Below are 25,047 nucleotides of genomic sequence, written 5' to 3' on the forward strand. Positions count from 1 at the left end.
TAAAAGAGATTTATATAATTAATAGATAATTAAAGTTATCCCGCTAGCTATAAAAGAAATTTCTTCGCTGACCACAGACTGTTTTTATGGTCATTCTCTTTAAAGTGCAAGTTAGAGCTTGCTCCGATTCTGCCGATAAGTACCCGGACTGACCCCTGTCCACTTCTTGAAGGCACGGTGAAAAGCACTGGCATCATGAAAGTCGAGTTGTTCACTAATATCTTGTAATGAAAGATCAGTATGGGTCAGATATTCAATGGCTATATCACGACGGATATCATTTTTTAGCTGCTGATAGCTTACACCTTCATATTTTAAACGTCGATGCATAGTGGTTTCTGACAGATTAAAGCGAGCAGCAATGTCGGTAAGTTCCGGCCACTCTGCTGGTATAAGCTTACTTAAGTATTTACGAATACTAAAGCTTAAGGAATCAGGATTTTTATAACGAACCAGAAGATTCTGGGGAGTATGCTTTAAAAAATCGTACCAGGCATTTTTATCTTTCTTAATTTTTATTTCAAGATAATGCCGGCTAAACTCAATCCGGTTTTGAGAAGCGCCATAGTAGATTTTTTCACAGAACCGAACCCGATAATCCTGATCATCTAGAGGCTGCATGCACCGCAGTTCAATTTTATCCAATATCACACGCTGGCCACTCAACCAGCATATTAAGCCATGTACCAGCATCAGATAAGTCGCGTAACTGAACATCCGTTTGACTGGACCTTGATCATGCAGCACCAGAAAAGCTTTATCTTGTTCAAGCTGAAGCTCAGCCTGTAAATCATCCAGTATAAAGTTCAGAAACTTCAGCATATCCTGAACTGCTTTTTCAAGTGTCTCTGCCTGTAGCAGCATTTTACTGAGTAACTGGTAACTACCACGACGCATGGGATGGCTATCCATCCCGAAGAACTCATCATTCATGTGATCAGCCAGTTCAGTCCAGAGACAGGCATATGCTGAAACCGGAATACGTGCTTTGGCTGAGTGCAGAATTTCAGGTGCTATTTCTGCTTTTTGCAGAATGAGCCGGGTATCAAGTCCACGGCTATAGGCCACCATCAAGGCTTCATGAACCAGACTGACGGATATTGTTCCTTTGCTTTCTTCTAAATCTGTCCGGTCCATTATATTTTCACTTGATCTCATCATGAATAATTGTTTGTAGAGCAGCTGGCCAGATTGCCCAAAACTGGCATCCCAATTGCACAATTTGGAAATTGTACTGTAAATAGAGAGCCATTACCCTGCATTTAACTAAACGTTTTATTTGAAAAGTATCGACAGCCGGATCGAAAAATATGAAAACTCAGGGAAAAGTATTTGTTATTACGGGTGGTGCTTCAGGCTTGGGTGCTGCCTCAGCACGACAATTGACCGGACAGGGAGCGCAAGTAATTCTGGTCGACATGAATCAGGATGCCGGTGAGCAGATGGTTCAGGAACTGGGACCAAAAGCCCAGTTTGTAAAACTCGATGTCACAGATGAGTCCACTGTCCAGCAGCTTTTTATCAATATCTCACAACAGTTTGGTGCATTGCACGGCTTAATCAACTGTGCCGGGATTGCACCTTCAGCCAAAATACTGGGGAAAAATGGGCTACATGAGCTCGCTCTATTTCAACGTGCTCTGGACATCAATGTAACTGGTAGTTTTAACATGCTGCGCTTTGCAGCTGAGTTAATGTCCAGAAACTCTATTGAAGAAGGGGAGGAAGAGCGCGGTATTATCATTAATACGGCATCTGTAGCGGCATTTGAAGGACAGATCGGGCAGGCTGCATATTCGGCCTCTAAAGGTGCTGTAGTGGCCATGACCTTACCGCTGGCCCGTGAATTGGCACAACACGCTATTCGGGTCATGACTATTGCGCCAGGTATCATGGAGACTCCAATGTTACAAGGCCTGCCAGAGAAGGTGCAGGAAGCATTAGGACAAATGGTACCGTTTCCACCACGATTAGCTAAACCCGCAGAGTTTGCCAAACTGGTTGCTCATATTGTTGAAAATACCTATTTGAATGGGGAAGTAATTCGTCTGGACGGTGCAATCCGTATGGCTGCCAAATAATACAAGGAAGTAAGCTGATGATTTTAACTGCCGAGCAACGTATGGTTCAGGACATGCTTCGTGATTATTCACAGCAAAAACTGAAACCCACTGCTGCCCACCGTGATAAAACGCATGAATTTCCTGCTCAGGAACTTAAAGAGCTGGCTGAGCTGGGTGCTTTTGGTATGGCGATACCGGTTGAATGGGGTGGAGCTGGACTTGACTATATTTCACTGGTGCTTGCTCTAGAGGAAATAGCGGCAGGGGATGGTGCAATTTCAACCATCATTAGCGTACAAAATTCACTGCCTTGTGGTATTACCTATGCATATGGCACTGAGGTACAAAAGCAGGAGTATCTGACCCGCTTTGCTTCAGGTGAATGGCTGGGCTGTTTTTGTCTGACTGAACCGCATGTTGGTTCAGATGCAAGTGCTATCAGTTGCCGTGCTGAACGTGACGGTGATGAATGGGTCATTAATGGTACCAAGCAGTTTATTACGTCAGGTAAACATGCACAGGTTGCGCTGGTTTTTGCAATTACAGATAAAACCTCAGGCAAAAAAGGTATCTCGTGCTTTTTAGTACCGACTCATACACCTGGTTATGTGGTCGCAAATATTGAAGATAAAATGGGACAGCATGCCTCAGATACGGCCACAATTATTTTTGAAAACTGCCGCATTCCTGCGAAAAATTTGCTGGGTAAGGAAGGAGAAGGTTACAAGATTGCACTTTCAAATCTGGAAGCAGGCCGTATAGGAATTGCAGCGCAATCTGTAGGAATGGCGCGTGCTGCTTTAGACGCTGCTGTACAGTATGCGAATGAACGTAAGGCTTTTGGTGTAGAAATTGTGCAGCATCAGGCAGTGGCTTTTCGTCTAGCAGATATGGCTACACAAATTGAAGCAGCTCGGCAGCTAGTTTTTCATACAGCTAGTCTGAAAGATGCTGGTCTGCCGTGTTTGAAAGAAGCCTCAATGGCAAAACTGTTTGCCTCTACCATGGCAGAGCGGGTCTGTTCAGATTCTATACAAATTCATGGGGGCTATGGCTATGTAACTGATTTTCCGGTCGAGCGTATCTATCGGGATGTTCGGGTTAGCCAGATTTATGAAGGTGCATCAGATATTCAGAGACTGGTGATTGCACGCGAAGTCACGAAAATCTGAAACTCTACCTATTTTTAGATTGAAAACTATCATGATCAGCCTGGATAATTTGAGTCATAGGCTGAATATGGCAGCTTATTTGACAGTTTTGGAAATTGTCACCAAAACCTGCAAGCTTTATTTTAAGTAAATCAAATTTATATGGAAGCTGAAGTCTCAAAAACTGAAGCAGTGACATAACAATAAAAATAGGGCTATGGCGGATCACAAGTGATCTGTGGCCTTAGAGGAACAAGAGGTCATCGGGATGAAGACACTAGAACAGGCATATCAGGATTTTGATCTGCAACAGGTAATTCAGCAACAACTTGTGGGTACGCCTGAAGCTGTCAACGCCTATGTAGAGTGTTGTGAGCGTCATACGGGTTCTAACCGTATTGCCCTGTACTGGCAAGGTAAAGACGGCCAACAGGCCGAGTACAGTTTTGATCAGCTGGCTCAGGCGTCAGGCCAATTGGCAAATTATTTCAAATCATTAAATATTCAGCCGGGAGACTGTGTTGCAGGGCTAATGCCAAGAACAGTGGAATTACTGATTACAATTTTAGCCACATGGCGTATTGGGGCAGTCTATCAGCCACTATTTACTGCATTTGAATCTAAAGCAATTGAGCACAGATTAACCACAGCCAATACCCGTCTGGTAGTGACTCATCACGAACAGCGAACCAAACTAAATGGAATTAGTATTCCATCAATTCTTACAGTCAATCTTGAAGAATACTCTGTGCCTCATCTGGAGAATGAAAGAGATTTTTGGCAAATACTCAAGCAGTATCCTGAAAACTGTCCAGTGACTATGCGCAGCTTTGAAGATGATTTCCTGATGATGTTTACCTCAGGCACAACCGGTCTGGCCAAGTCTGTGCCGGTTCCGCTAAAAGCAATGGTAGCGTTCAAAGGTTATATGCAGCATGCTGTCGATTTGCAAGAACAGGATTCATTCTGGAATCTTGCTGATCCGGGCTGGGCTTATGGACTGTATTATGGTGTTACAGGTCCATTAAGCCTAGGTCATAGTATTATTATGGATGAGCGAGGTTTTACGGTAGATCATGCATTGGAAGTCATTCGCAAGTATCGGGTCAGTAACCTGACTGGATCGCCTACTGCATTTCGCATGTTTTTTGGATTCAAACACAAATTTGACGAGAAAATCAGTGAGCATCTACGTGTGGTCAGCAGTGCTGGTGAGCCTTTAACACCAGAAGTCATTCACTGGTTTAAAGATAGTTTGGGGGTCAATATTTATGATCAATACGGCCAAACTGAACTGGGCATGGTAATTGCCAATCATCATGCTTTGGAACATCCTAAAAAGGTGGGTTCTGCTGGTTATGCCATACCCGGGCACCGTTTTGTAGTATTGGACTCGCAACATCAGGAACTGGGCGAGGGCGGTATTGGAATTTTGGGACTTGATTGTGAGCAGTCTCCCTTATTCTGGTTTAAGGGGTATGACGGGCATAACCGTAAAGCCTTTGTCGGAAAATATTATTTGACAGGCGATACAGTCAGGCTAAACGAATTGGGTGGAATCGATTTTATTGGACGTGCTGACGATGTAATTACTACATCGGGATATCGGGTAGGTCCGTTTGATGTAGAAAGTACCCTGCTTGAGTGCGAAGAGGTACTCGAATCTGCGGTGGTGGGTAAACCTGATCCTGAACGCACTGAAATTGTGAAAGCGTTCGTGGTACTTAAAGATCAGTATATGGCTTCTGAGCTACTTAAAGATAAATTACAAACCTATGTGCGTTCGCGTTTATCTAAACACGCTTATCCTAAAGAAATCGAATTTGTAAGTCAGCTATCAAAAACATCGAGTGGTAAAATACAGCGCAACCTGTTAAAACAGCAAGAAATTTCTCAAATGGAAAATAGAAAAGTGGGTTAAGGCATAAGATATTAAAAAAGCACCTATTCAGGTGCTTTTTATACATTGAGACTGATTAAATTTTGTATCCTCAATACTCTACATAGTTACAGGTCAAGACGCTTATGCTCAGAGTCAGGCTCCTCTGTCTTACCGGTAATGTTACCTTTTAAGACTTTTAAAAGATGTGTAACCTTATTGTCAGTGACATTCCAGTATTCTGCACTAACTGCCTTGGCAACAAGTACACGCACACTTGGGTCATCCTTGCCATCAAACCAGTTTTCTGCCCATGGGTTCCATAACTTATCAATTAAAGCGCGATCTGTACTGATTTCTCCATGTGCACTGATGGATACATAAATATCGTCAGAGGGTTTGGAAAAAGCCAATCCAAGTTGATTACGGCCTGCCTCAACCGCCTGCACAATATCATTGGTATCTTTTAAAATAAAATACACATTCTGGTCTTCATCCATACGTTCTGAGTTCAGCATAGTCATTGGCTGAGCATGAATTTCATGAGTTTCAGTCTGATGACTGATCATTGCAAAACGTACATCTTTAATAAGTTCCCATAATTTTTCACGATTTTCATGTTCTGTCATAACGATTCTCCTAATGTTAAGGTTTTCTTTAATTTAAATGATTTAATCTTGAGAACCTGTTCAGATTAAAACGATTTTTAGGAAAATAAGTCGTTGTCTCACTTAACTTATACATTTCAACAATGAAAGAACTCATCAATAAACAGAAAGTACATAACTAGAGTCTGAGAAGCTTTTAGATGGGGAAATTATGGTTAACATAGCGATCTATATTCTGGGAGCTGTTATAGCTTTACTATAAAATCAGCAGTTAAAACTATGAAAGATTCAGGATAGAATTACACACGCCGCAGAGCAGTCAGGGAAATGTAAGGTGATAAAACAAGATAACTGTCAGGAACTGAGTGATAATGAAATGCACTTGTACAGCCGCCAGATTTTACTCGATGGCTGGGATATTGACGCGCAGGAAAAACTCAAGCTGGCAAATGTCCTGATTGTTGGGGCAGGCGGGATCGGTTGCACCTCTGCCGAGTTGCTGGCACGGGCAGGCGTAGGTAAAATTACCGTAATTGATGCTGACACCGTGGAAATCAGTAATTTGCAGCGACAGACTGCTTTTTTGCCACAAGATGTCGGTTTTTATAAGGCTGAAATACTGGCGAAACGTTTAAAAGAGATCAATCCCTATATTCTGGTAGAACATGTTAATCAACGGCTTGATGCAGAAAATATAGTTGATTTAATTGCCAGACAGGACTTGGTTCTGGACGGATGCGATAATTTCTCTACTCGCTATCTGGTAAACCAAGTGTGTTATATACAACAGGTTCCTTTATTGAGTGCTTCAGCCATTGGCTTTCAAGGCCAGCTTTTTATGGTAGAAGGTAACTCTGCCTGTTATGAATGTATTTTTCCTAAAGGCCAGCATACAGATGAAAGTTTGCGCTGTGCTGATTCGGGAGTCTTGGCCACTACACCGGTAATGATGGCGTCATTACAAGCGCATCATGCTTTATTATATTTAGGTTTAAATCTTTTACCATTACGAGAAAAACTTTTACTCTGGGATGGTTTGAGTATGAAACAACGTATACTTAAATTTGAAAACGATACAAATTGTTCAGCCTGTCGAGCAAAAAGCCCTTTAAACTAGGGTGCATTTGTTAAAATCTCTCTCATTATTCTTGTATTTATAAGCTATGAAAAAAAATATATGGTTTGAAAGCATGCGGTCTGTAGCCCGTATAGGAGAAACTGCAGTAATCGCAGCCAAGACAGGTATTAAATATGCCACCGCGGCTGAAAAGCCCAATAATGCTAAAATGATGCGTGAAACTTTTGAATCCTTGGGTTCTACCTATATTAAACTTGGCCAGTTTATTGCCAGTACACCTTCACTTTTTCCACGTGAATTTGTTGAAGAATTTCAGGGTTGTCTGGATCAGACCCCTACTTTGCCTTTTTCTTATATTCAACAGGTTCTGGCTTCAGAATTTGCAGATCGCGACTTGTCTGAAATTTTTGCTTCAATTGATGAGACACCACTGGCATCTGCGTCTATAGCACAGGTTCATGCCGCCAAACTTAAAAGTGGTGAAGATGTGGTGATCAAAGTACAAAAGCCCGGTGTGGAAACCATTTTGTATACTGATCTGAATGTTTTGCACTGGGCCACCAAACTTTTGGAAAAAGTCGTACCCAAGGTCAAGTTTGCTTCACTGGCTGATATTGTTGATGAGATCAAGACACGTATGGTACGTGAAGTTGACTTTATTGAAGAAGCACAAAACCTCGATGATTTTATTGAGTATTTGAAAATCAGCCAAAATCAGGCTGCTACAGCACCAAAGGTTTATCATCAGTATTCTACCCGCCGTGTATTGACTATGCAGCGTCTGTATGGCGTACCTCTGACTGATTTTGAGGTGGTGAAAAAGTATGCTAAAGACCCGTCACAAGTGCTGATTACAGCTATGAATACCTGGTTTGGCAGTTTGATGCTCTGTAAGAGTTTCCATGCTGACTTGCATGCAGGTAACCTGATGCTGCTAGAAGATGGCCGGGTAGGTTTTATTGATTTTGGTATAGTCGGACAGTTAAAACCTGAAGTCTGGACAGCCTGTATTGCTTTTATGGATGCGTTGCAGCATACCAATTATCAGGCAATGGCAGAGAATATGTTAAATATGGGTATGACTGACCAGCAAATTGATGTACAGGTTTTAGCAGCAGATTTAGAGCGTTTATTTAGCGGGGTCTTACTGGCAGACCCGCAAGAAATACTGTCTTCTAACCCGGCAGACTTAAATGACATCATGATGGATATGGTAGCTGTTGGTGAGCGGCACGGTATTCGGTTCCCGCGTGATTTTGCACTACTATTCAAGCAGATGCTATATTTCGACCGTTTTATGCGTGTTCTGGCGCCATATACTGATATTTATGCGGACCAGCGTCTGCAAATGGTGCAGAATATGGATCCGAATTTATTGCTTAAACATTAATTAAATAAGTCAGGTCATTATGGATGCAATTATCATTGAGGGATTAAAGGTCGAAAGCGTCATCGGTTGCTTTAACTGGGAGCGCCAGATTACCCAGCCTTTACTGGTGGATCTTACGATCCACAATGACCTGAGCCGTGCAGCAGCCAGTGATGAACTGCAAGATACACTTAATTATGCTGAAATCTGTGAGCTGACTGCACAGGTCATCAAGCACGCACAACCAAAACTGATTGAACATGCGGCGCAGTTAGTAATTGAAAAACTTTTTACTACCTTTTTTAGTATTGAATCTATTATTATTACGGTCCGCAAGCCTGCCATTATCGCGCAAGCAAATTCTGTAGGAATTCGTCTTGAACGCCACCGTAACATGCTATCTACTGGCTCTGGCCAGTAATCAACAGCCTCATCAATATTTCCAGTTTGCACGTTCGGCACTGGCACAGTTAGGACGGGTTCACTGGTCTAAAGTTTATCTGATTCCCTGTCGGGATAGTATTGGCGCAGATTACTGGAATGCTGCCTGTCTGCTTGAAAGCCAGTTAAGTACGAAGCAGATGCAGCAATGGAGCAAAGAGCTGGAACAGCAGGCCGGGCGTATCCGGCCTTCTCATTGTATTACTCTCGATGTAGATGTAATTGCATGGGGGAATAACTTGCAACAGCTAAAATTTAATTCTAGAAAGATGCCTCTGCCGCTGGATGTCAGAATTCCACTGCAGGATGTCGGGGTAAAATTACAGCCACAAAAAATCCAGCATCCGTATCCCTGCTGGAATATCGATATGCTGGATTAAAGTAGTTTTATATATCAGAAGACTAAATATTCCTGTGATTTAAAACTAAAGGACAAAGCATTAAATGTAGTAACTGGTTTTAGTCATCAGTTTAGAAATTGCTGTCATGGTCATCCGGACTAGATAAGGCAGATCAACCCCTCCAGCATTCAATGCAGTATCCCGGTGATGCAATTCATCTTCGTTCATCTGTTCCAGAATTTTTCGTGAACGGTCATCCTGAGCCGGTAACTGGCGAAGATGATCTTCCAGATGTAGACTGACCTGACGTTCAGTTTCGGCAACAAAGCCCAGACTATACTTGTCACCTGCAATACCGGCAAGTGCGCCCATACCAAATGAAAGGCTGTACCAGACCGGATTGAGCAGGCTGGTGTGGCTATCAAGTTCCTTTAAACGATCTTCACACCAAGCAAGATGATCCTGTTCCTCAATGGCCGCCTGTTCCATTTCCCGGCGCACATTTGGCAGCTTGGCAGTCAGTGCCTGACCATGATAAAGCGCTTGGGCACATACCTCACCACTGTGATTCACACGCATTAGACCAGCCACATGGCGGGCATCACTTACAGTCAGATGGGTATCAGAACTATGGGCGGGATTATCACGTTGGGCTGTAGTTGCGCCCGGAACTAGACTTCTTAGGGCCTGATCAAAAGATTGAATAAGACGGTCCATACCGGTGTAATGACGCATGGTTAATCCTCCAGGGAGTTTTGAGTATTTTCAAGCATCGGTTTTAGCCTGATCAACAGCCAAATGGTAAAAATAGCACTCAGTACCGCAGTGATGACAAAAAGTATTTTAATATCAATTTTAAGTATGCTTAAGATTAAAATAGAAAAGATGGCGGAACTTACCATAAAAACAGCATTTAATATGTTATTTGCTGCGACCACCCGGGCCCGGTGTGAGCGAGGTGAATAAGCCTGCATCATGGCATACAGCGGAACAATATAAAAACCGCCACTGATACCCAATAAAGTGACTGCTAGCATGACATGATAATAAACCCAGTCCTGATGGAAAAAATCACTCAAACTCAGCATTTCACCAGTACGTTCGGGTACAAATATCAGGCTGCCAGCAAGATAAAGTGCAAATATAGTCAGGCCCACTGCACCAACGGGCACCATTTTGATATTGACCTCACTACCACCGATCTTGCGGCACATTAACGAACCGACTCCAATGCCTACAGAGAAAAAGGTTAATAACAGGCTGACCACATTTTCAGAAGCGTGCAGATTTTGCTGGGTAAGCTGAGGAATTTGGGTCAGGTAAGTGGCGCCATAAAACCAGTACCATGAGTTGCCAAGCAAAATAGTAAAAATTAATGGCAGACTTTTAGCATATTGAATTGTTTGGAAACTGGTTCTAAAAAAATTCCAGTCAATCTGGAGATCAGGGGCAGATACTTTTTGAGGTAAAATAAAACGGCTGGTTAAATAGCCTAAGCAAGCAATAACTACTACTGTCAGGCTGATCCAAAATAGATTGCCTTGAGAAATTGAGATCACGGCGCCACCTAAAATCATACCCATTAAAATCGCGATCGAGGTACCGGATTGAAACAGGGCATTACCAGACATTAACTCTTGTGGTTTTAAGATTTCAGGCAGAATCGCGTACTTAATTGGACCAAAAAAGGTCGAGTGAGTGCCCATCATAAATAGTGCAAGTAACAATAACCATAGATTACCCATTAGAAAGCCTGCACTGCCAATTAGCATGATCATAATCTCGAGAATTTTAATCATACGAACCAGGCGTGAGCGTTCATAACGATCTGCAATTTGTCCGGCAGTTGCTGAAAAAATGAAGTAAGGCAAAATAAATAACAGGGCAGCTAAGTTATTTAGGGTACTGACCGGCACACCTTGCTGGTGAATCCACCCATAAGTAATAACTAATAATAATCCCTGTTTATAAATATTATCATTAAGGGCCCCGAAAAATTGAGTTAAAAACATCGGCAGAAAGCGGCGCGAGCGAAGAAGATGTTCTGGTTTTTCCATGGGCAATAAACTTCATTAGTTTTATTAAGAAATGTGTGTAAATAGTAAAACTCTAAGTAATTTCATGTATGATATTTTTAACCGTTGAGCCATTAAAAACGAACTGTTTTGCCTGATTTCCGGTTTATTTATTAGGAAATTTTTCCACTAAAATAAATTTAGAGTTTTACATGCCTGCAAAAATTAACTTTAAACAGTCAACTCTGACCCGGTCAATACACCGTATACTGAAAATAAATCATATCAATAAACTGGTCTATACAAATGTATTTTTAAGTATATTTACTGCCTCTGTCTATGCACAGGAGGAACCTATCCCGACTTACCGGCCAGAATCCAAGCCAGTATTAACCAGTCGTAGTGAGGCAAAAGGCCAGCCTGAAGATGATCAGGATGAGATAGCCGCTGCACCTTCCATGACAGAACAAGAATTACAAAAAGTAGTTGAAGAAAAGAAAGAAGAAATAACGCAGGATCAGAGCGTAAATCAGGACAGCTTAAGATTGCTGGAGCAGCAGACAGATCAGGATACTAACTCAGCCTTTAAACCCATAGAGTTTGAAGATCTTGAAGAGTATCCGGTCGAGCAGATTGACCAGAGTATGGCCAATGAAATTTACCGTGTCGCAGAAGAGGCAAAATCAGAGGCTCAAGCATTTCGTGCAGGTTTAAACCGTGCTCCGGAAACGGCTATTCCTGAGGCAAGCCAGCAGGAGCTGACGGCCATTAACCAGGCGCCTGTAAATGTTGACCAGTTAATGCAGCAAATTCAGTCAGATCGTGCAATTGTAGCAGAAATCAACGAATCAGGTCGTACATTGGCTGCACTGGATACCGGAAAAACTACGCCTAAAGATGCTGAAAAACCGAATATCTTCAAACGAGTCTTGTACCGGATTCGTCCGCCACGAGATATGAGTACAGCAGAAACAGTGCCACGGATTACCGCGACTGTTGAGGGTGCTCCTCCAGAGCTGGCTGCCAATATACGAGGAAAACTTTCCAGTTTTACCCAAGAGTCATTTGAGGACTTTAATAGTGCTTTACCACAATTACGCAGTCTCTCAAATCAGGCTGCGCAGGCGGTGGGTTACTATAACTCGACCTTTCGCTTTGAAAAAGTAAGTGATAGCCGGGTACGGGTATATGTTCAGCCGAATGAGCCGGTACGCATTACCGAGCAGGATATTGAAATTTCTGGGGAAGGTAGTGAACAGCCACAATTTCAGGTTATCGAGCTTATTCCCGATCAGGACGTTGGTGATATTTTTCATCATGGACTTTATGAAGAGACCAAACGCCGTATCACTGACGCAGCTAGCAATAACGGTTATTTCGATGCTTACTGGCGCCTGCATGATGTCAAAATCAGTCAGCCGCAGAATACGGCAGAAATCAATTTGCGTTATGAAACGGGTGACCGATATAGCCTGAAGAAACCTGTATTCCAGATGAGTGACCCTTCCAAACCCTTTCCGCTGGATGACGATATCTTACAGAGTATGGTTCCCTGGAAAGAAGGTGATGACTACACTTCCTGGCGTATTAACACGCTGGCAAACAACCTCACTAATGCGCGCTATTTTAACTATACCCTGGTCGATGCAGTAAAGCCGGATCCGATAGAAAAACCGCTCGAACTTCCCCCAGATATACAGACACTGCTTGACCAGCAGCAAATTTCTGAACAGACATTAACACAGGATCAGCAACGTAATAAAAATACTTCTGCACAGGAAGTTACCCAGAATGTAGTCGATGAAAAACAGTTTGCCGGCACACAGCCAGATATACAACAAGCCTCACTGGCCCGGGAGCAACAACAGGTCCAGGATGAGCGGGAAGCACAGCAGGAACAGTTACGTGAGCAGGCTCGTGCAGAAAGAAGCATTCCGGTTCTCATTACTTTAAATGCCGATAGTTTAAATAGTGTTGAAACTGGTATTGGTTATGGTAGTGACACAGGCGCGCGCCTGCGTACCCAGTATCGTCGTGCCATCGTGAATCGGCGTGGTCATGCTTTTGACAGTAATCTGGAAGTATCTAAAATTCGTCAGGCGCTTGATGGCCGTTATACGATTCCATATAACCATCCAACTGACGATTATATTAACCTGGTTGGTGGATATGAGCGTGAAGAGCGGGAAGATGTCGGTAAAGGCCTTAATCTGGATATTGAGTCAGCAGTTGCAGGCATAGACCGGATTATCAAAAATCCGCGAGGCCAGTGGCAACATACTTTTGGGGCCCGTTACCGTTTAGACCGGCTGAACCAGCGTGGAAATATCGTATCAGACAGCATACCAGATGCATTTCAGATCCCCGGTTCAAATCCTGAACAGCAGTCTTTACTATTTGGCTATGAAACCTCACGTCTTGACAGCGATGCACGGGTAAATCCAACTCGTGGTTTTAGACAAACCTATAAAGTGGAACTGGGTAGTAAAACCTTACTTTCTGATGCTGATATGGCACTGGTTAATGCTGGCTGGCGCTTTATTTATTCGCTAGGTGAAAATAATGATCATCAGTTCGTGGGGCGTGCTGATGTTGGTTATATTTTTACAGAAAATTTTGATCAGGTTCCCTATAATATTCGGTATTTTACCGGCGGTGACCAGAGCATTCGGGGCTTTGATTACAAGAGCCTGTCACCAGAAGAGTTTGGTTATAAAGTAGGTGGCCAGGCTTTAGCAACGACATCGCTAGAATATAATTACCAATTTAAAGATGGCTGGAGAGCAGCAGTATTTGCTGATGCTGGCAATGCTTATGATAAAGATTTTAATACACCGACCGCTTATAGCGCCGGTTTGGGTATCCGCTGGAGTTCACCGGTAGGACCGATACGTTTGGATGTCGCCGCAGGGCTTTCAGATGATAATATACCTATCCGGTTACATTTTTTTATTGGCCCACAACTTTAATAAATATATAAAATTTTCTCGGGAATATTATGGCTGATGCAGAACAGCGGGTAAATTCACCCGCTCCAGCACCTAAAAAAAATCATCGTAAACGTGTAATTCGTAGTGCACTTTTAGCTTTATTGATTGTGATACTGCTTTTGGCATCCGCATTGGGGATTATGTTTTCTACAGACCGCGGCAGTAAATTTTTACTGGACCGGGTGCTGGAGCGACAGACCTTTATTGTATATGAATATGAAGGTGGAAACTTACTGCGTGGCATTACACTGCGTAATATTCTGGTTAAAGTGAAACAGGTCGATGTCAAAATTGACCGCGCCGAGATTACTTTGGGATGGCGGGCAATACTGCAAAAAGAACTGCATTTGAATTATGCCGACGTGCGTAATTTACAGGTGATTAATAATAAACCTTCTGATGGTAAACCATTTGAATTTAAAGATATCAAGCTTCCTTTTGTACTTCGGGTAGATAATGGAACAGTTGACCATTTACTGATTAAAACCACCACCTCTGCAGTGGATTTTTATAATATTGAATTAAATGATGCTCTCTGGTCAGGTACTGAGCTGAACTTCGAGCGTTCACGTATGGATATGGGCTATTTAAGTCTGCGCAATGCAACAGGCCGGATTATCTTTTCAGGTAATTATCCATTAAATGCCATTGGCGATTTGAATATTCCCGCTTTAAGAAATAACCTTAATATTCATGATATTAAAATAGTAGCTAAGGGCAGTCTGGATAGTGTTCAGGCGGGTGTGGCCACTAATACTCCAGATTTGCTTACTGGCTGGGTAGTCTTGCATCCGGTACGTGAACACGTGCCTATGTTTGGTGAGCTACAGTTGAATAATTATCACTGGCCTTTAATGACCGAGCAGAAACTGTTCAGTGAAAAAGGCGTAGCAAAGTTTAATGGAGATATTAGACAGCTTGATCTAGATATAAATACCGATCTGAGCGGTAAAGATATTCCTAAAGGTCAATATAATGCCTTGATGAATACTGACTTGGTCAATCAGCTTAATATTACCAATTTAAATGGCCAGCTAATGGGCGGTTCAATTAACCTGGCAGGCAGAGTCGGTTGGGACGAACAGGTAACCTGGGATTTAAAAGGCCGTGCAGACCGTCTTAATCCAGATAATAAAATTTTGCCTCAAGCCGTACGAGATTTCTTGCCACCCTCTCTAGATACAAATCTTGCTTCTAGCGGTACACTGGAAAACGGGTTGCATGCTACCGGTCTTATAGACTTTGACCGTTATGAAACCTGGAATTTGAAACTGGACCAAAAAGCTGGGGAGACAGGACGTCCACAACCTATGTTGCTGGATGTGCGCTGGAATAATATTGATCGTGCCGTACCGTATGTGGGCTGGTTAAGCAGTGAATCCGGCCGCGTTAATCTGGCCTTGGTCGAAGGTCAGCAGAATATCCATGTGGCAACAGTAGTCCGCCGTAATGAAGAAGGTATGTTGCCACCGGGTCAATATAATGCTCAACTCAATCTGAAAAATAATATTCTCAATGTACCTGCGTTCAGCTATAAGGCAGCTCAAGGTGGTCTGAGTGGGCATGCCAAAGTTTTACTTCCGCATGAGAAGCGTCGGTTAAGCTGGAATGCTTTTATAAAAGCCCAGAACTTTAATCCGCAAACTGTTGTTGCCAGTGCACCTGTCAATTTATTAAATGGTTCAGTCAGCGGTAGCGGCTATGCACGGCCAAACCAGCAGATTATTCAACTTAAGAATATCAATCTGTCTGGTCGACTGGCCCAAAATCAGCAGGAAACTGTGCAGCTCAGTGGTAACAGTAATATTGCCTTGCTATTCCGGGATGAGAAGTCTGGCGGAGGGCTACGCGGTTTTGGTGTAAATTACGATGGTTCGCTTAATGCCTTTAACCAAGGTAAGGGCTTGTTGAAATTACGCATGTCAGGTACACCACAACTTATACGAATTAAAGAGCTGCAACACAAGGGAATAGCCGGACAAATACAGGCTAATGGTCTGCTTAATTTGAAAAATGGAATAAGCTGGGACCTGAATGCTTCATTAATCCGGTTTAAACCGCACTATTTTGTTTCTAGCGTTAAGGGTGAGTTGTCTGGAAATATCAAGACACAAGGGGTTTGGTCAGATACTTTAAAACGTATTAACCTTCAGAAACTAAATCTTGCAGGATTTATTAATAACCGGCCTGTACGAGGACGGGGCAATCTGGCGGTAGTCATTGACTCCAGGCAGCAAGGTCTTTTGCCTCAGCAGTTTGAAGCTAATAACCTGTTCCTGGCATATGGTAAAAATCAGGTACAGGCAACAGGTAATGCCCAGAACCTGAGAATCAAAATTAATGCACCTGCATTATATGAGCTATACAGCGGCTTACGTGGTCGTGCTTATGGGTATGTTAATTTACAGGCTCAACCCCGCTTAAGACTGACTACAAATCTGGTAGTGGATAATCTGGCACTGAACAATCTGTTCAGTATACGCAAGCTCTCGGTTCGAGGTGAGTTGCCATCTTCAGATACAGCACCTACAGTTTTAACTGGACGTCTTGAAAACCTGCGCCGTGGTGACCGAGAAATTCGTGAAGGAGTGATTCGGATTGCGGGTACCCGTAAAGCCCATGTAATGACAGCTGAGGCAAATAACCGCCATACCCGTTTCTTTGTACGTTTGGCAGGTGGTTTTAATGCACAAAATGACTGGTTAGGCCAGATACAGCAGGGAGATTTTAACTCTACACGTACACATCTGGTTCAGCAGCAAAATGCTCCGGTAATTTATTCGGCTACGCGTACTGAACTTTATGTTGGGCAGCATTGCTGGGCCAGTCAGCAAAGTCGATTATGTCTGGATCAACCTTTGCGTGTGAGTAAAACCAGAGGCAGTGCCTCACTGGTAACAACTAATCTTGATTTGAATGATTTTGCTGCATTTATGCCAGAAGGTCTGGCAGTTACCGGGAAACTGAATGGGTATGCAAGAGCATCATGGGCGCAAGGAACTAAACCGAAAATTGATGCGCGGCTGGTTACCCGAAATGGAGAAATCGGTATGGCTGCGGAAGATCCGCAGGAAGTATCGACGGCTGTACGTTATGATGAACTGAGTGTAATTGCCAAGAGTATCAGTGAAGGATTGCAATTACGTCTTGATGTAACCACCCCAGCAATTGGTACAGGTTATGCAAACGTGGTTATTAATCCTTATCAAACCCCGATGCCAATGCGTGGTGAAGTCGCTTTTGACCGGATTCAGCTCAGTGTGCTTAAGCCATTTATTCAGGATGTGCGTTCACTTAGTGGTACTTTATCACTTGCCGGAAAAATTGGCGGTTACTTGACCCAGCCAGAATTTAATGGAGATCTGCGCTTGAAAGACGGCGCTATCAGCATGATTTCACTGCCAGTAAATCTGACCAATATCCAGGTTTATTCAGCTATCCGTCAAGATCAGGCCACCATTAATGGCGCTTTCAACAGTGGCCGTGGAGTAGGCTCTTTAACGGGCAGTGTGGACTGGCGTAATGATCCGAGAATTCAACTCAGTTTGAAGGGTGAGAATCTGCTCATTCGTCAGGCTCCTCTGGTAACTGCTGTGGTGACTCCGGAAGTATCTTTAGATGTATTGCCAATGAGTAAACGTTTGACACTTAAAGGTAAGATTGATGTGCCGCGCGCGCTTATTTCTATGCCGGAATCCAGTGCGCCAGTAGTAAATGTATCTTCAGATGTTCGTGTAGTACAGGAAGGCCAGGATCAGCTTTCAATCCTGCGTTCAGCCCGTCCGTGGGATATCCGGGCCGATGTGCAGGTCAATCTGGGTGATCAGGTGATCTTCCAGGGCTTTGACAGTCGTATTCCACTGTTGGGCCGGGTTTATCTGACCCAGCGCGGTCTGGAGACTGCAATGAATGCTAATGGTGCCATCGGGGTGAGTCGTCAAGTAAAAATTGAAGCATATGGCCAGCGTCTGGACCTGAATCGGGCAATTGCACGTTTTAATGGTCCTCTATCTAACCCGTCACTTGATGTTGAAGCCAGTAAAAATGTTCAGGGGAGTACTGTCGGGGTACGTGTGACGGGTACAGCATCCAGTCCAAATATTCAGATTTATAATGATGCCGGACTTTCTGAGCAGGAAGCATTAAATGCGCTACTTACCGGGCGAATTAATGAAGGTACAACTGGTCTGAATAATGCAGAAGGCTTTAGATCCGATGTAAATAATACAATTGCAGCAGCGGGTATCAGTCTGGGGCTGGGCGGCACACGTGCCTTTACCAACCAGATTGGGCGTACTTTTGGTTTAAGTGGCCTGGCGCTAGATGCACAGGGCACCGGAGATGATACTCAAGTGAGCCTGACCGGTTATATTACGCCTGACCTTTATATCCGTTATGGAGTTGGGGTATTTACACCGGTTAATACACTTACCGTTCGTTACCAGGTGAATCGTCGCTTATACCTGGAGGCGAGCCAGTCGCTAGAACGTGCTATAGATCTATTTTATAACTGGCGTTTTTAATCTGTTTTCAAATATAGACAAACAGGACATTTTTTCGAAAATGTCCTGTTTTTTTTGCAAATTATAAATGGTAAAAGTAAATGAAATTTCAAATATTTTTATCCACTATTTCGTACAATAACTTATTAAATAAGTTATATACTTAATATGAAAACAATAATGAAACCATAACAGAATAATCAGGAGAATGAGTATGCTCGTGATACGAAATCCCGGGGTGTATCGCATGCATCGTGCTGTAGCCATTTTGTATGTCGCAGCTATTTTCATCCTACTATTTTTTGTACTGTATTTTCCGCAGGTGCCTGAAAAGAAATATATTAATCTGGCTCTTATAGTGTTGCTGGTTATGCTGGCACTGGCTCATGTCCGAGCCGCAATTGAAGTCAAATATGGCACAGATTATGGTCGGCGCCTGTCTCGCTTACTTGGTATTATTCTACTTTTTAGTTTTCCCATTGGTACGGCTATTGGTATCTATATATTAATCAAAACGAAAGCACAGTACTGGCAACCTTATAATGCCCGGTACTTAAGTTATGGTGATTAACTCTAAATGATCAGGGCTTCGGCTTTTGAGGGCTAAATGCTCGCTATATAGCATTGAAGTTGGGTATGATACGGGCCAAGAGGAGAGTGCAGATGAAGAAAATTATTGTAATAGGTACTGCTTTACTTTTGGCTGCCTGTAGCGAAAAACCCCCTTTAACGCCTGAGCAGCAGTGGCAAGGCTTTTGTACCAGTCTAGGTAATGCTGCACGTTCAATCATGCTAGACCGCCAGTCTGGGATTGATAAAGCTCAGGCACTGGAGCATGCTAACCGTGTGGAAGATCCACTAATCAAAGAAATGATTCTTAAAATTCTGGATCAGGCTTATCTTCAGCCAAGAGTTGAGGGTAAGCAGGCAAAACTTGATGTACAAGAAAAATTTAAACAGCAGGCCTATGAACAGTGCCTGAGTACACCACATGACCGGATGCCACAATATAAAAAACTATAACTTATATCTAACTTTATAAAATAGCCCAAGCATTTTGAGTAAAATGCTTGGGCCCGTTAGCAATGCTTAGATTAAATCTTGAAAATAAAACCAGCTTTAAATGTATTTATTGAAAGCAAAATGCACAGTTAATTTTCAGAAATTGCCAACCCGACTAAAGATAATTGGAGAAAAGAATTTTTCTTCACTTTAACCTTCTATACTGTCATCTGACGACGGTCAAAATTTTAGTAGAGACAGATGCTCAAGATTCAAGACACTTGAGAGATTATATGAATAACATTTAGTTATAAAATAATGGGCATCACAAAGAAACACTTTACTTGCATTAACTTTTATCGGGAATTTTAGTAAAATTTTACAGTCCATATTATTTGTGAAGCTTTGAAGAAGCTGGAATTCACAAGTAATTTTTTAAAAAAGAGGAATTACACCGTGCTAGAAGCTTACCGCCAACACGTTGAAGAACGTGCCGCACTCGGAATCCCACCGAAGCCACTTGACGATACTCAAACAGCTGAGCTGGTTGAATTGTTAAAAAATCCACCTGCTGGTGAAGAAGCATACCTGGTTGACTTGATTGAAAACCGAGTTCCCGCAGGTGTTGACCAGGCAGCTTATGTAAAAGCTGCTTTCTTGGCTGCCGTGGCAAAAGGTGAAGCGACCTCTCCATTAATTTCTAAAGAGCGTGCAGTTTACCTGTTAGGTACAATGCTTGGCGGTTATAACGTAGCCCCTTTAGTTGAATTACTTGATGATGCTGAACTGGCTGAACTGGCTGCCGAAGCACTGAAAAAAACTCTTCTTGTATTTGATGCATTCCATGACGTGGCAGATAAAGCTAAAGCTGGAAATGCAAATGCAAAAGCAGTTTTACAATCTTGGGCAGATGCTGAATGGTTTACTAGCCGTAAAGATGTTCCTGAAGAAATCAAAATTACTGTATTTAAAGTAACAGGTGAAACCAACACTGATGACCTGTCTCCAGCACAGGATGCCTGGAGCCGTCCAGACATTCCATTACATGCAAATGCAATGCTGAAGAATGAACGTGACGGTATCAACCCTGAAAAACAGGGTGAAGTTGGTCCATTAAGCCAGATTAAAGACCTGATCGCTAAAGGCAACCAGGTTGCGTATGTAGGTGACGTAGTTGGTACAGGTTCAAGCCGTAAGTCTGCAACTAACTCTGTGCTTTGGTTCTTTGGTGAAGAAATTCCGCACATTCCAAACAAAAAAGATGGTGGCGTGTGCTTAGGTGGTAAAATTGCTCCTATTTTCTTTAACACGATGGAAGATGCTGGTGCATTACCAGTTGAGATCGATGTTTCTGAAATGAACATGGGCGATGAAATCGTTCTTAAAGTCAATAAAGACGAAGCTAAAGTTACTGCGTTCAAAAATGGCGAACAAATCGCTGAATCTGAACTGAAAACTCCAGTACTTCTAGATGAAGTACGTGCAGGCGGCCGCATCAACCTGATTATTGGCCGTGGCTTGACAGCGAAAGCACGTGAAGCATTGGGCCTTGGTCCTTCTACACTGTTCCGTACGCCTGTACAGCCAGCAGATACTGGTAAAGGCTTTACACTAGCCCAGAAGATGGTAGGTCGCGCTTGTGGTCTTCCAGAAGGTGAAGGTGTTCGTCCGGGTACTTACTGTGAACCGAAAATGACGACTGTAGGTTCTCAGGATACAACTGGTCCTATGACTCGTGACGAGTTAAAAGACTTGGCTTGTTTAGGTTTCTCTGCTGACTTGGTCATGCAGTCTTTCTGTCACACAGCTGCGTATCCAAAACCAGTAGACGTACAGATGCAGCATACGCTTCCGGACTTCATCATGAACCGTGGCGGTGTTTCTCTGCGTCCAGGTGACGGTATTATCCACTCTTGGCTAAACCGTATGCTTCTTCCAGATACTGTAGGTACTGGCGGTGACTCACATACCCGTTTTCCAATCGGTATTTCATTCCCGGCGGGTTCAGGTCTGGTAGCATTTGCTGCTGCAACTGGTGTAATGCCTCTTGACATGCCAGAGTCTGTACTGGTGAAATTTAAAGGCAAAATGCAGCCTGGTATCACTCTACGTGACCTAGTACATGCAATTCCTTACTATGCAATTCAGGCAGGTGACCTGACTGTCGAGAAGAAAGGTAAGAAAAATATTTTCTCTGGCCGTATTCTTGAGATCGACCTGTCAGAAATGGAAAATGACCTGACTGTTGAACAGGCATTTGAACTTTCCGATGCTTCTGCTGAGCGTTCTGCTGCTGGCTGTGCGATCACGCTTTCTGAAGAGAAAGTTGCTGAATACCTTCGTTCAAATATCACCATGTTAAAATGGATGATTTCTGAAGGTTATGGCGATGCTCGTACTATGGCACGCCGTGTTGAAAACATGGAAAAATGGCTTGCTAACCCAAGCTTGCTTAAAGCAGATGCTGATGCTGAATATACTAAAGTATATGAAATTGACATGGCTGATATCAAAGAACCTATTCTTTGCTGTCCGAACGATCCAGATGATGCAAAACTGCTTTCTCAGGTACAAGGTGACAAGATTGATGAAGTATTCATCGGTTCTTGTATGACCAATATCGGTCACTTCCGTGCAGCAGGTAAACTTCTAGACAAAGTACCTGGTGGTTCTTTATCTACTCGTCTGTGGCTGGCTCCTCCAACTCGTATGGATGAACGTCAGTTAATGGAAGAAGGGTTCTACAACACTTATGGTAAAGCTGGCGCACGTACTGAAATGCCAGGCTGTTCACTGTGTATGGGTAACCAGGCACGTGTAGCACCAAATACTACTGTTGTTTCAACATCTACCCGTAACTTCCCGAACCGTCTGGGTCAGGGTGCAAATGTTTACTTGGCTTCTGCTGAGCTGGCGTCTGTGGCTGCTGTACTGGGTAAACTTCCTACACCGGAAGAATATCAGCAGTATGCTTCTCAAATTGATAGCATGGCAGCAGATATTTATAAGTATCTGAACTTTGATCAAATGTCTGACTATACATCTGAAGCAAGCAAGGTTGACACTAAAAAGATCTCTGCTGCTCAATTGACTTAATAAGCGAGAGGGAAAAGTCGAAAGACGTTTCCCAAGTGTAAAAGCAATGCACTGATTTTCTTTGAAAATTAAGATAAGATGAGTTAAAAATAAGGGCTGAGTAATCAGCCCTTATTTTTTTGAGTAGGTAAATGAACAGTAAAATTAGTCAGATCATTCAGTCCACTCTAAATATTCTAGAAGAAAACAATAGTCATGGTAATAACTTCAATCTATTAAAAATCTGTGGAGTATCAAATAGTGAAGTATTCACCCATACTCCAATTTTGAAAGAGTTATTAGATCCTGAGGGAACACATGGGCAAAAAGATATATTCTTAAAAAGTTTTGTAGAGTTTTTTAAATTAGATTTTAAGATTAGAGGTAATATAAAAACAAAAAAGGAGCAAAGATTTAATGATTATGGCCAGATTGATTTAATGATTGAAAATGAAGAGCAGATAATTATTCTGGAAAATAAAATTTATGCTGTCGATCAATCTAAACAATTACAAAGATATTTTAACTTTTGTAAAAATTATGCTAAAAAGCAACCATTATTGATTTATTTAACATTATTTGGAAATGAGCCAAGTTTTTCTTCATTAGGTAATATTAAAAAAGTTGATAATAAATATTTAATTCAAACTAATAATGAGTTAATTAATGTAAATTTAAGATGTTTAAGCTATAAGATAGATATTATTTCATGGCTTGAGGATATTAAGTCTCAATTTAATCACCTAATAAATCTTCAGTCAGCTCTTAATCAGTATATTAATTTACTAAGAATATTGACTAATGAGCTGGTAACTGTAAATAAAGAATTAAAAAATATGTTATTAGAAATGACACCCAACGAACTTCAGGCGATTAAGCAAATCTCTAATCAATTTAACAGTAGTAATTATAGAGGAGACTTACTTTTTAAATTATTTGCATATTTTGAACATAAATTTATTGAAACAGGAAATTATGAAATATCTCCTGAATTCCAAGATATACATTATACATTTAAAAATTGCCAACAATGGTTTAAGCAGCTTAGTAATCTTAATCCAGAAAGTAAAAGGAATGTTATTGGTTGTGTATTAAGAAGCAAAAAAAATCTTCATGTTACTTTTTTGTTTGTAGCAGCTAAAGATAATTTACATTATGGGATCACGTTATCAGAAGAGTGTCATTTTAATTTGAATGATCTAGAACGTCTACTACCAACATGGGGGCAAGCTAAACAATGGAAAAAAATCCCTGATGGTCTGATTAGCAAAGGTATAGAAAATCTAAGAAATTTTTCTGGTGATGCATTTAAATTATTGGCTGTTAAAGATAATAATTTTCTAGATAATTTTATTAAGGATAGGTTGCAGGAGATGGATATTATTCTAAAGCTATAAAAATAAGAATTTTTTAGTATTATTAAAATCAAATTATTAGTATTCCATATATATGTCAAGTATTAATCTAATTGATAATGCTTATACATATATATGTGGAATATTCAGCGGACCTTAAGCTTAAGAAGAAACTTCATAAGTTTAAATATGATGAAATTCCTCGCAGGAGAATAATTTATAACAATCAAGTGAATAAACTATATGACTATATAGAGATTAGGCTTAAAAAAGAGAGTCACTCGGAAATTTACTGATTTTTTAGAGTTAAATTTTGAGCATATTTTTTAAAAAAGGGTTCACACTATAAAATTTGAAGTTAATTGATATTTTCTATATTAATATAATCTTTCCAAGATAGGCAATAAGTTATTAAATTTCCTTAAATATGCTAGTTTAAAAGAGAATGTCTAAACAATCCCGCTTCCTCTGCATCGGCGGTTTCCTCAATGGAACCCAAGTCAAAGACCAAGGTGACAGCTTCGTCTGCGTCGAAAATGGTAAACAAGTGACTTACCATAAAAAGGAAATTTTTCATCAAGACGCTTGGAATCATGACTATTACATCTGTGAAGCTACTACAAACCAACAGGCCAAAAACTGGGTCTACGACATTGAAAGCTGAGCTGAAATTTTAGAGATTAAAAAGCACTATAATGAGAAGCTGCTTACATAAGGTACTTCTCTGTTATTAAAAATAGTAAAATATACATAGCTTAAATATACGAGATAGCTTGGCGAATTCAAACATGAGGTGCGACAGTTTCAAAAGCCATATGATAATCAACAAGCTGAGCAAATTTCTCTAATGGTGTAAGCCAATCTAACGCCTTTCTAGGACGAGTATTCAGTGACATAGCAACTTGATTTAAATAATGCTGATCTGCCTGATTTAAATCAATCCCTTTAGGTAAATATTGCCTAATTAAACCATTCATATTTTCGCATGTGCCTTTTTGCCAGGGTGAATGTGGGTCACAGAAATATACATCTATGCCTAAATCTTCTTCAAGTATTTTATGTTCTGCCATCTCGCGTCCACGGTCATAGGTCAACGTTTTACGCAGTTCTGCAGGTAAATATTTCAGAGCTTCAGTTAAAGCCTTGCGCACTGATTCTGCCTTTGCATCAGGTAATGT

19 protein-coding genes are annotated in these 25,047 nt (G+C 41.7%); 14 read left to right on the forward strand and 5 right to left on the reverse strand.

Annotated elements, in window-relative coordinates; translation table 11 throughout:
- Positions 1 to 111: 111 nt before the first annotated feature.
- On the reverse strand, positions 112 to 1,137 hold the full coding sequence (locus J502_RS03930; RefSeq protein ID WP_005025487.1) for an AraC family transcriptional regulator: 1,026 nt from the start codon (positions 1,135 to 1,137) through the stop codon (positions 112 to 114).
- A gap of 173 nt (positions 1,138 to 1,310) precedes the next feature.
- Between J502_RS03930 and J502_RS03935 the strand changes: the two genes are divergently transcribed.
- The 3 genes from J502_RS03935 to J502_RS03945 all read left to right on the forward strand — a co-directional run bounded on the left by J502_RS03935 (position 1,311) and on the right by J502_RS03945 (position 5,135).
- A complete protein-coding gene (locus tag J502_RS03935) occupies positions 1,311 to 2,081 on the forward strand; it encodes an SDR family NAD(P)-dependent oxidoreductase (protein ID WP_005014791.1) in 771 nt (256 codons plus the stop codon).
- Between the two features lie 17 nt (positions 2,082 to 2,098).
- Entirely contained in the window at positions 2,099 to 3,235 is a 1,137-nt protein-coding gene (locus tag J502_RS03940) for an acyl-CoA dehydrogenase family protein (protein WP_034683172.1), read from the forward strand.
- A gap of 247 nt (positions 3,236 to 3,482) precedes the next feature.
- The gene (locus tag J502_RS03945) at positions 3,483 to 5,135 is read left to right on the forward strand and encodes an AMP-binding protein (RefSeq protein ID WP_034683175.1); all 1,653 of its coding nucleotides are present in this window, start codon (positions 3,483 to 3,485) and stop codon (positions 5,133 to 5,135) included.
- 86 nt (positions 5,136 to 5,221) lie between these two features.
- Here J502_RS03945 and J502_RS03950 read toward each other — a convergent pair whose 3' ends face one another.
- Positions 5,222 to 5,722, reverse strand: coding sequence for a pyridoxamine 5'-phosphate oxidase family protein (locus J502_RS03950; RefSeq protein ID WP_005014787.1), 501 nt, complete (start codon positions 5,720 to 5,722; stop codon positions 5,222 to 5,224).
- A 355-nt stretch (positions 5,723 to 6,077) separates the two neighbouring features.
- On the opposite strand from J502_RS03950, the gene J502_RS03955 reads away from it, so the two are divergent.
- The 4 genes from J502_RS03955 to J502_RS03970 are packed head-to-tail and all read left to right on the forward strand — an operon-like array spanning position 6,078 to position 8,969.
- A complete protein-coding gene (locus J502_RS03955; RefSeq protein ID WP_005025496.1) occupies positions 6,078 to 6,818 on the forward strand; it encodes a HesA/MoeB/ThiF family protein in 741 nt (246 codons plus the stop codon).
- Positions 6,819 to 6,864: 46 nt separating this feature from the next.
- A complete protein-coding gene (locus J502_RS03960; RefSeq protein WP_005014783.1) occupies positions 6,865 to 8,169 on the forward strand; it encodes an ABC1 kinase family protein in 1,305 nt (434 codons plus the stop codon).
- Positions 8,170 to 8,188: 19 nt separating this feature from the next.
- Positions 8,189 to 8,569, forward strand: a complete 381-nt coding sequence (gene folB, locus J502_RS03965) for a dihydroneopterin aldolase (protein WP_005014782.1) — start codon at positions 8,189 to 8,191, stop codon at positions 8,567 to 8,569.
- Entirely contained in the window at positions 8,526 to 8,969 is a 444-nt protein-coding gene (locus tag J502_RS03970; protein ID WP_005014778.1) for a 2-amino-4-hydroxy-6-hydroxymethyldihydropteridine diphosphokinase, read from the forward strand. The genes folB and J502_RS03970 overlap by 44 nt, the downstream gene beginning before the upstream one ends.
- A 60-nt stretch (positions 8,970 to 9,029) precedes the next feature.
- On the opposite strand, the gene coq7 is transcribed toward J502_RS03970, so the two are convergent.
- Entirely contained in the window at positions 9,030 to 9,665 is a 636-nt protein-coding gene (gene coq7, locus J502_RS03975) for a 2-polyprenyl-3-methyl-6-methoxy-1,4-benzoquinone monooxygenase (protein ID WP_005014776.1), read from the reverse strand.
- A gap of 2 nt (positions 9,666 to 9,667) precedes the next feature.
- On the reverse strand, positions 9,668 to 10,987 hold the full coding sequence (locus J502_RS03980; protein ID WP_005014775.1) for an MFS transporter: 1,320 nt from the start codon (positions 10,985 to 10,987) through the stop codon (positions 9,668 to 9,670).
- A 170-nt stretch (positions 10,988 to 11,157) separates the two neighbouring features.
- On the opposite strand from J502_RS03980, the gene J502_RS03985 reads away from it, so the two are divergent.
- The 7 genes from J502_RS03985 (at position 11,158) to J502_RS04015 (ending at position 24,533) form a co-directional block, all read left to right on the forward strand.
- Positions 11,158 to 13,914, forward strand: coding sequence for an autotransporter assembly complex protein TamA (locus J502_RS03985; RefSeq protein ID WP_034683177.1), 2,757 nt, complete (start codon positions 11,158 to 11,160; stop codon positions 13,912 to 13,914).
- Between the two features lie 29 nt (positions 13,915 to 13,943).
- Positions 13,944 to 18,458, forward strand: coding sequence for a translocation/assembly module TamB domain-containing protein (locus J502_RS03990; protein WP_005014773.1), 4,515 nt, complete (start codon positions 13,944 to 13,946; stop codon positions 18,456 to 18,458).
- A 193-nt stretch (positions 18,459 to 18,651) separates the two neighbouring features.
- A complete protein-coding gene (locus tag J502_RS03995) occupies positions 18,652 to 19,008 on the forward strand; it encodes a hypothetical protein (RefSeq protein WP_005014772.1) in 357 nt (118 codons plus the stop codon).
- Positions 19,009 to 19,100: 92 nt separating this feature from the next.
- Complete coding sequence (locus tag J502_RS04000; RefSeq protein ID WP_005014768.1) at positions 19,101 to 19,460, forward strand: hypothetical protein; 360 nt, start codon at positions 19,101 to 19,103, stop codon at positions 19,458 to 19,460.
- Positions 19,461 to 19,895: 435 nt separating this feature from the next.
- Positions 19,896 to 22,535: a bifunctional aconitate hydratase 2/2-methylisocitrate dehydratase gene (locus tag J502_RS04005; RefSeq protein WP_034683179.1), complete on the forward strand. Its 2,640-nt coding sequence runs from the start codon at positions 19,896 to 19,898 to the stop codon at positions 22,533 to 22,535.
- A gap of 131 nt (positions 22,536 to 22,666) precedes the next feature.
- Positions 22,667 to 23,911 (forward strand): PDDEXK-like family protein, encoded by a 1,245-nt coding sequence (locus J502_RS04010; RefSeq protein ID WP_005014762.1) that lies wholly within the window; start codon positions 22,667 to 22,669, stop codon positions 23,909 to 23,911.
- 403 nt (positions 23,912 to 24,314) lie between these two features.
- Positions 24,315 to 24,533, forward strand: a complete 219-nt coding sequence (locus tag J502_RS04015) for a hypothetical protein (protein ID WP_034433134.1) — start codon at positions 24,315 to 24,317, stop codon at positions 24,531 to 24,533.
- 118 nt (positions 24,534 to 24,651) lie between these two features.
- Here J502_RS04015 and J502_RS04020 read toward each other — a convergent pair.
- A partial coding sequence (locus tag J502_RS04020) for an IS30 family transposase (protein ID WP_034683183.1) occupies positions 24,652 to 25,047 on the reverse strand: 396 nt, incomplete at its 5' end.

It is taken from the genome of Acinetobacter sp. 1294596 (assembly GCF_000582925.1).
GTDB classification, from domain to species: Bacteria; Pseudomonadota; Gammaproteobacteria; order Pseudomonadales; family Moraxellaceae; genus Acinetobacter; species Acinetobacter radioresistens.

Excerpts from the sequence above, each read along its gene's own strand:
- J502_RS03930 (WP_005025487.1), bottom strand. The coding sequence starts at position 1,137 with ATGGACCGGACAGATTTAGAAGAAAGCAAAGGAACAATATCCGTCAGT.
- J502_RS03935 (WP_005014791.1), top strand. The coding sequence starts at position 1,311 with ATGAAAACTCAGGGAAAAGTATTTGTTATTACGGGTGGTGCTTCAGGC.
- J502_RS03940 (WP_034683172.1), top strand. The coding sequence starts at position 2,099 with ATGATTTTAACTGCCGAGCAACGTATGGTTCAGGACATGCTTCGTGAT.
- J502_RS03945 (WP_034683175.1), top strand. The coding sequence starts at position 3,483 with ATGAAGACACTAGAACAGGCATATCAGGATTTTGATCTGCAACAGGTA.
- J502_RS03950 (WP_005014787.1), bottom strand. The coding sequence starts at position 5,722 with ATGACAGAACATGAAAATCGTGAAAAATTATGGGAACTTATTAAAGAT.
- J502_RS03955 (WP_005025496.1), top strand. The coding sequence starts at position 6,078 with ATGCACTTGTACAGCCGCCAGATTTTACTCGATGGCTGGGATATTGAC.
- J502_RS03960 (WP_005014783.1), top strand. The coding sequence starts at position 6,865 with ATGAAAAAAAATATATGGTTTGAAAGCATGCGGTCTGTAGCCCGTATA.
- folB (WP_005014782.1), top strand. The coding sequence starts at position 8,189 with ATGGATGCAATTATCATTGAGGGATTAAAGGTCGAAAGCGTCATCGGT.
- coq7 (WP_005014776.1), bottom strand. The coding sequence starts at position 9,665 with ATGCGTCATTACACCGGTATGGACCGTCTTATTCAATCTTTTGATCAG.
- J502_RS03980 (WP_005014775.1), bottom strand. The coding sequence starts at position 10,987 with ATGGAAAAACCAGAACATCTTCTTCGCTCGCGCCGCTTTCTGCCGATG.
- J502_RS03985 (WP_034683177.1), top strand. The coding sequence starts at position 11,158 with ATGCCTGCAAAAATTAACTTTAAACAGTCAACTCTGACCCGGTCAATA.
- J502_RS03990 (WP_005014773.1), top strand. The coding sequence starts at position 13,944 with ATGGCTGATGCAGAACAGCGGGTAAATTCACCCGCTCCAGCACCTAAA.
- J502_RS03995 (WP_005014772.1), top strand. The coding sequence starts at position 18,652 with ATGCTCGTGATACGAAATCCCGGGGTGTATCGCATGCATCGTGCTGTA.
- J502_RS04000 (WP_005014768.1), top strand. The coding sequence starts at position 19,101 with ATGAAGAAAATTATTGTAATAGGTACTGCTTTACTTTTGGCTGCCTGT.
- J502_RS04010 (WP_005014762.1), top strand. The coding sequence starts at position 22,667 with ATGAACAGTAAAATTAGTCAGATCATTCAGTCCACTCTAAATATTCTA.
- J502_RS04015 (WP_034433134.1), top strand. The coding sequence starts at position 24,315 with ATGTCTAAACAATCCCGCTTCCTCTGCATCGGCGGTTTCCTCAATGGA.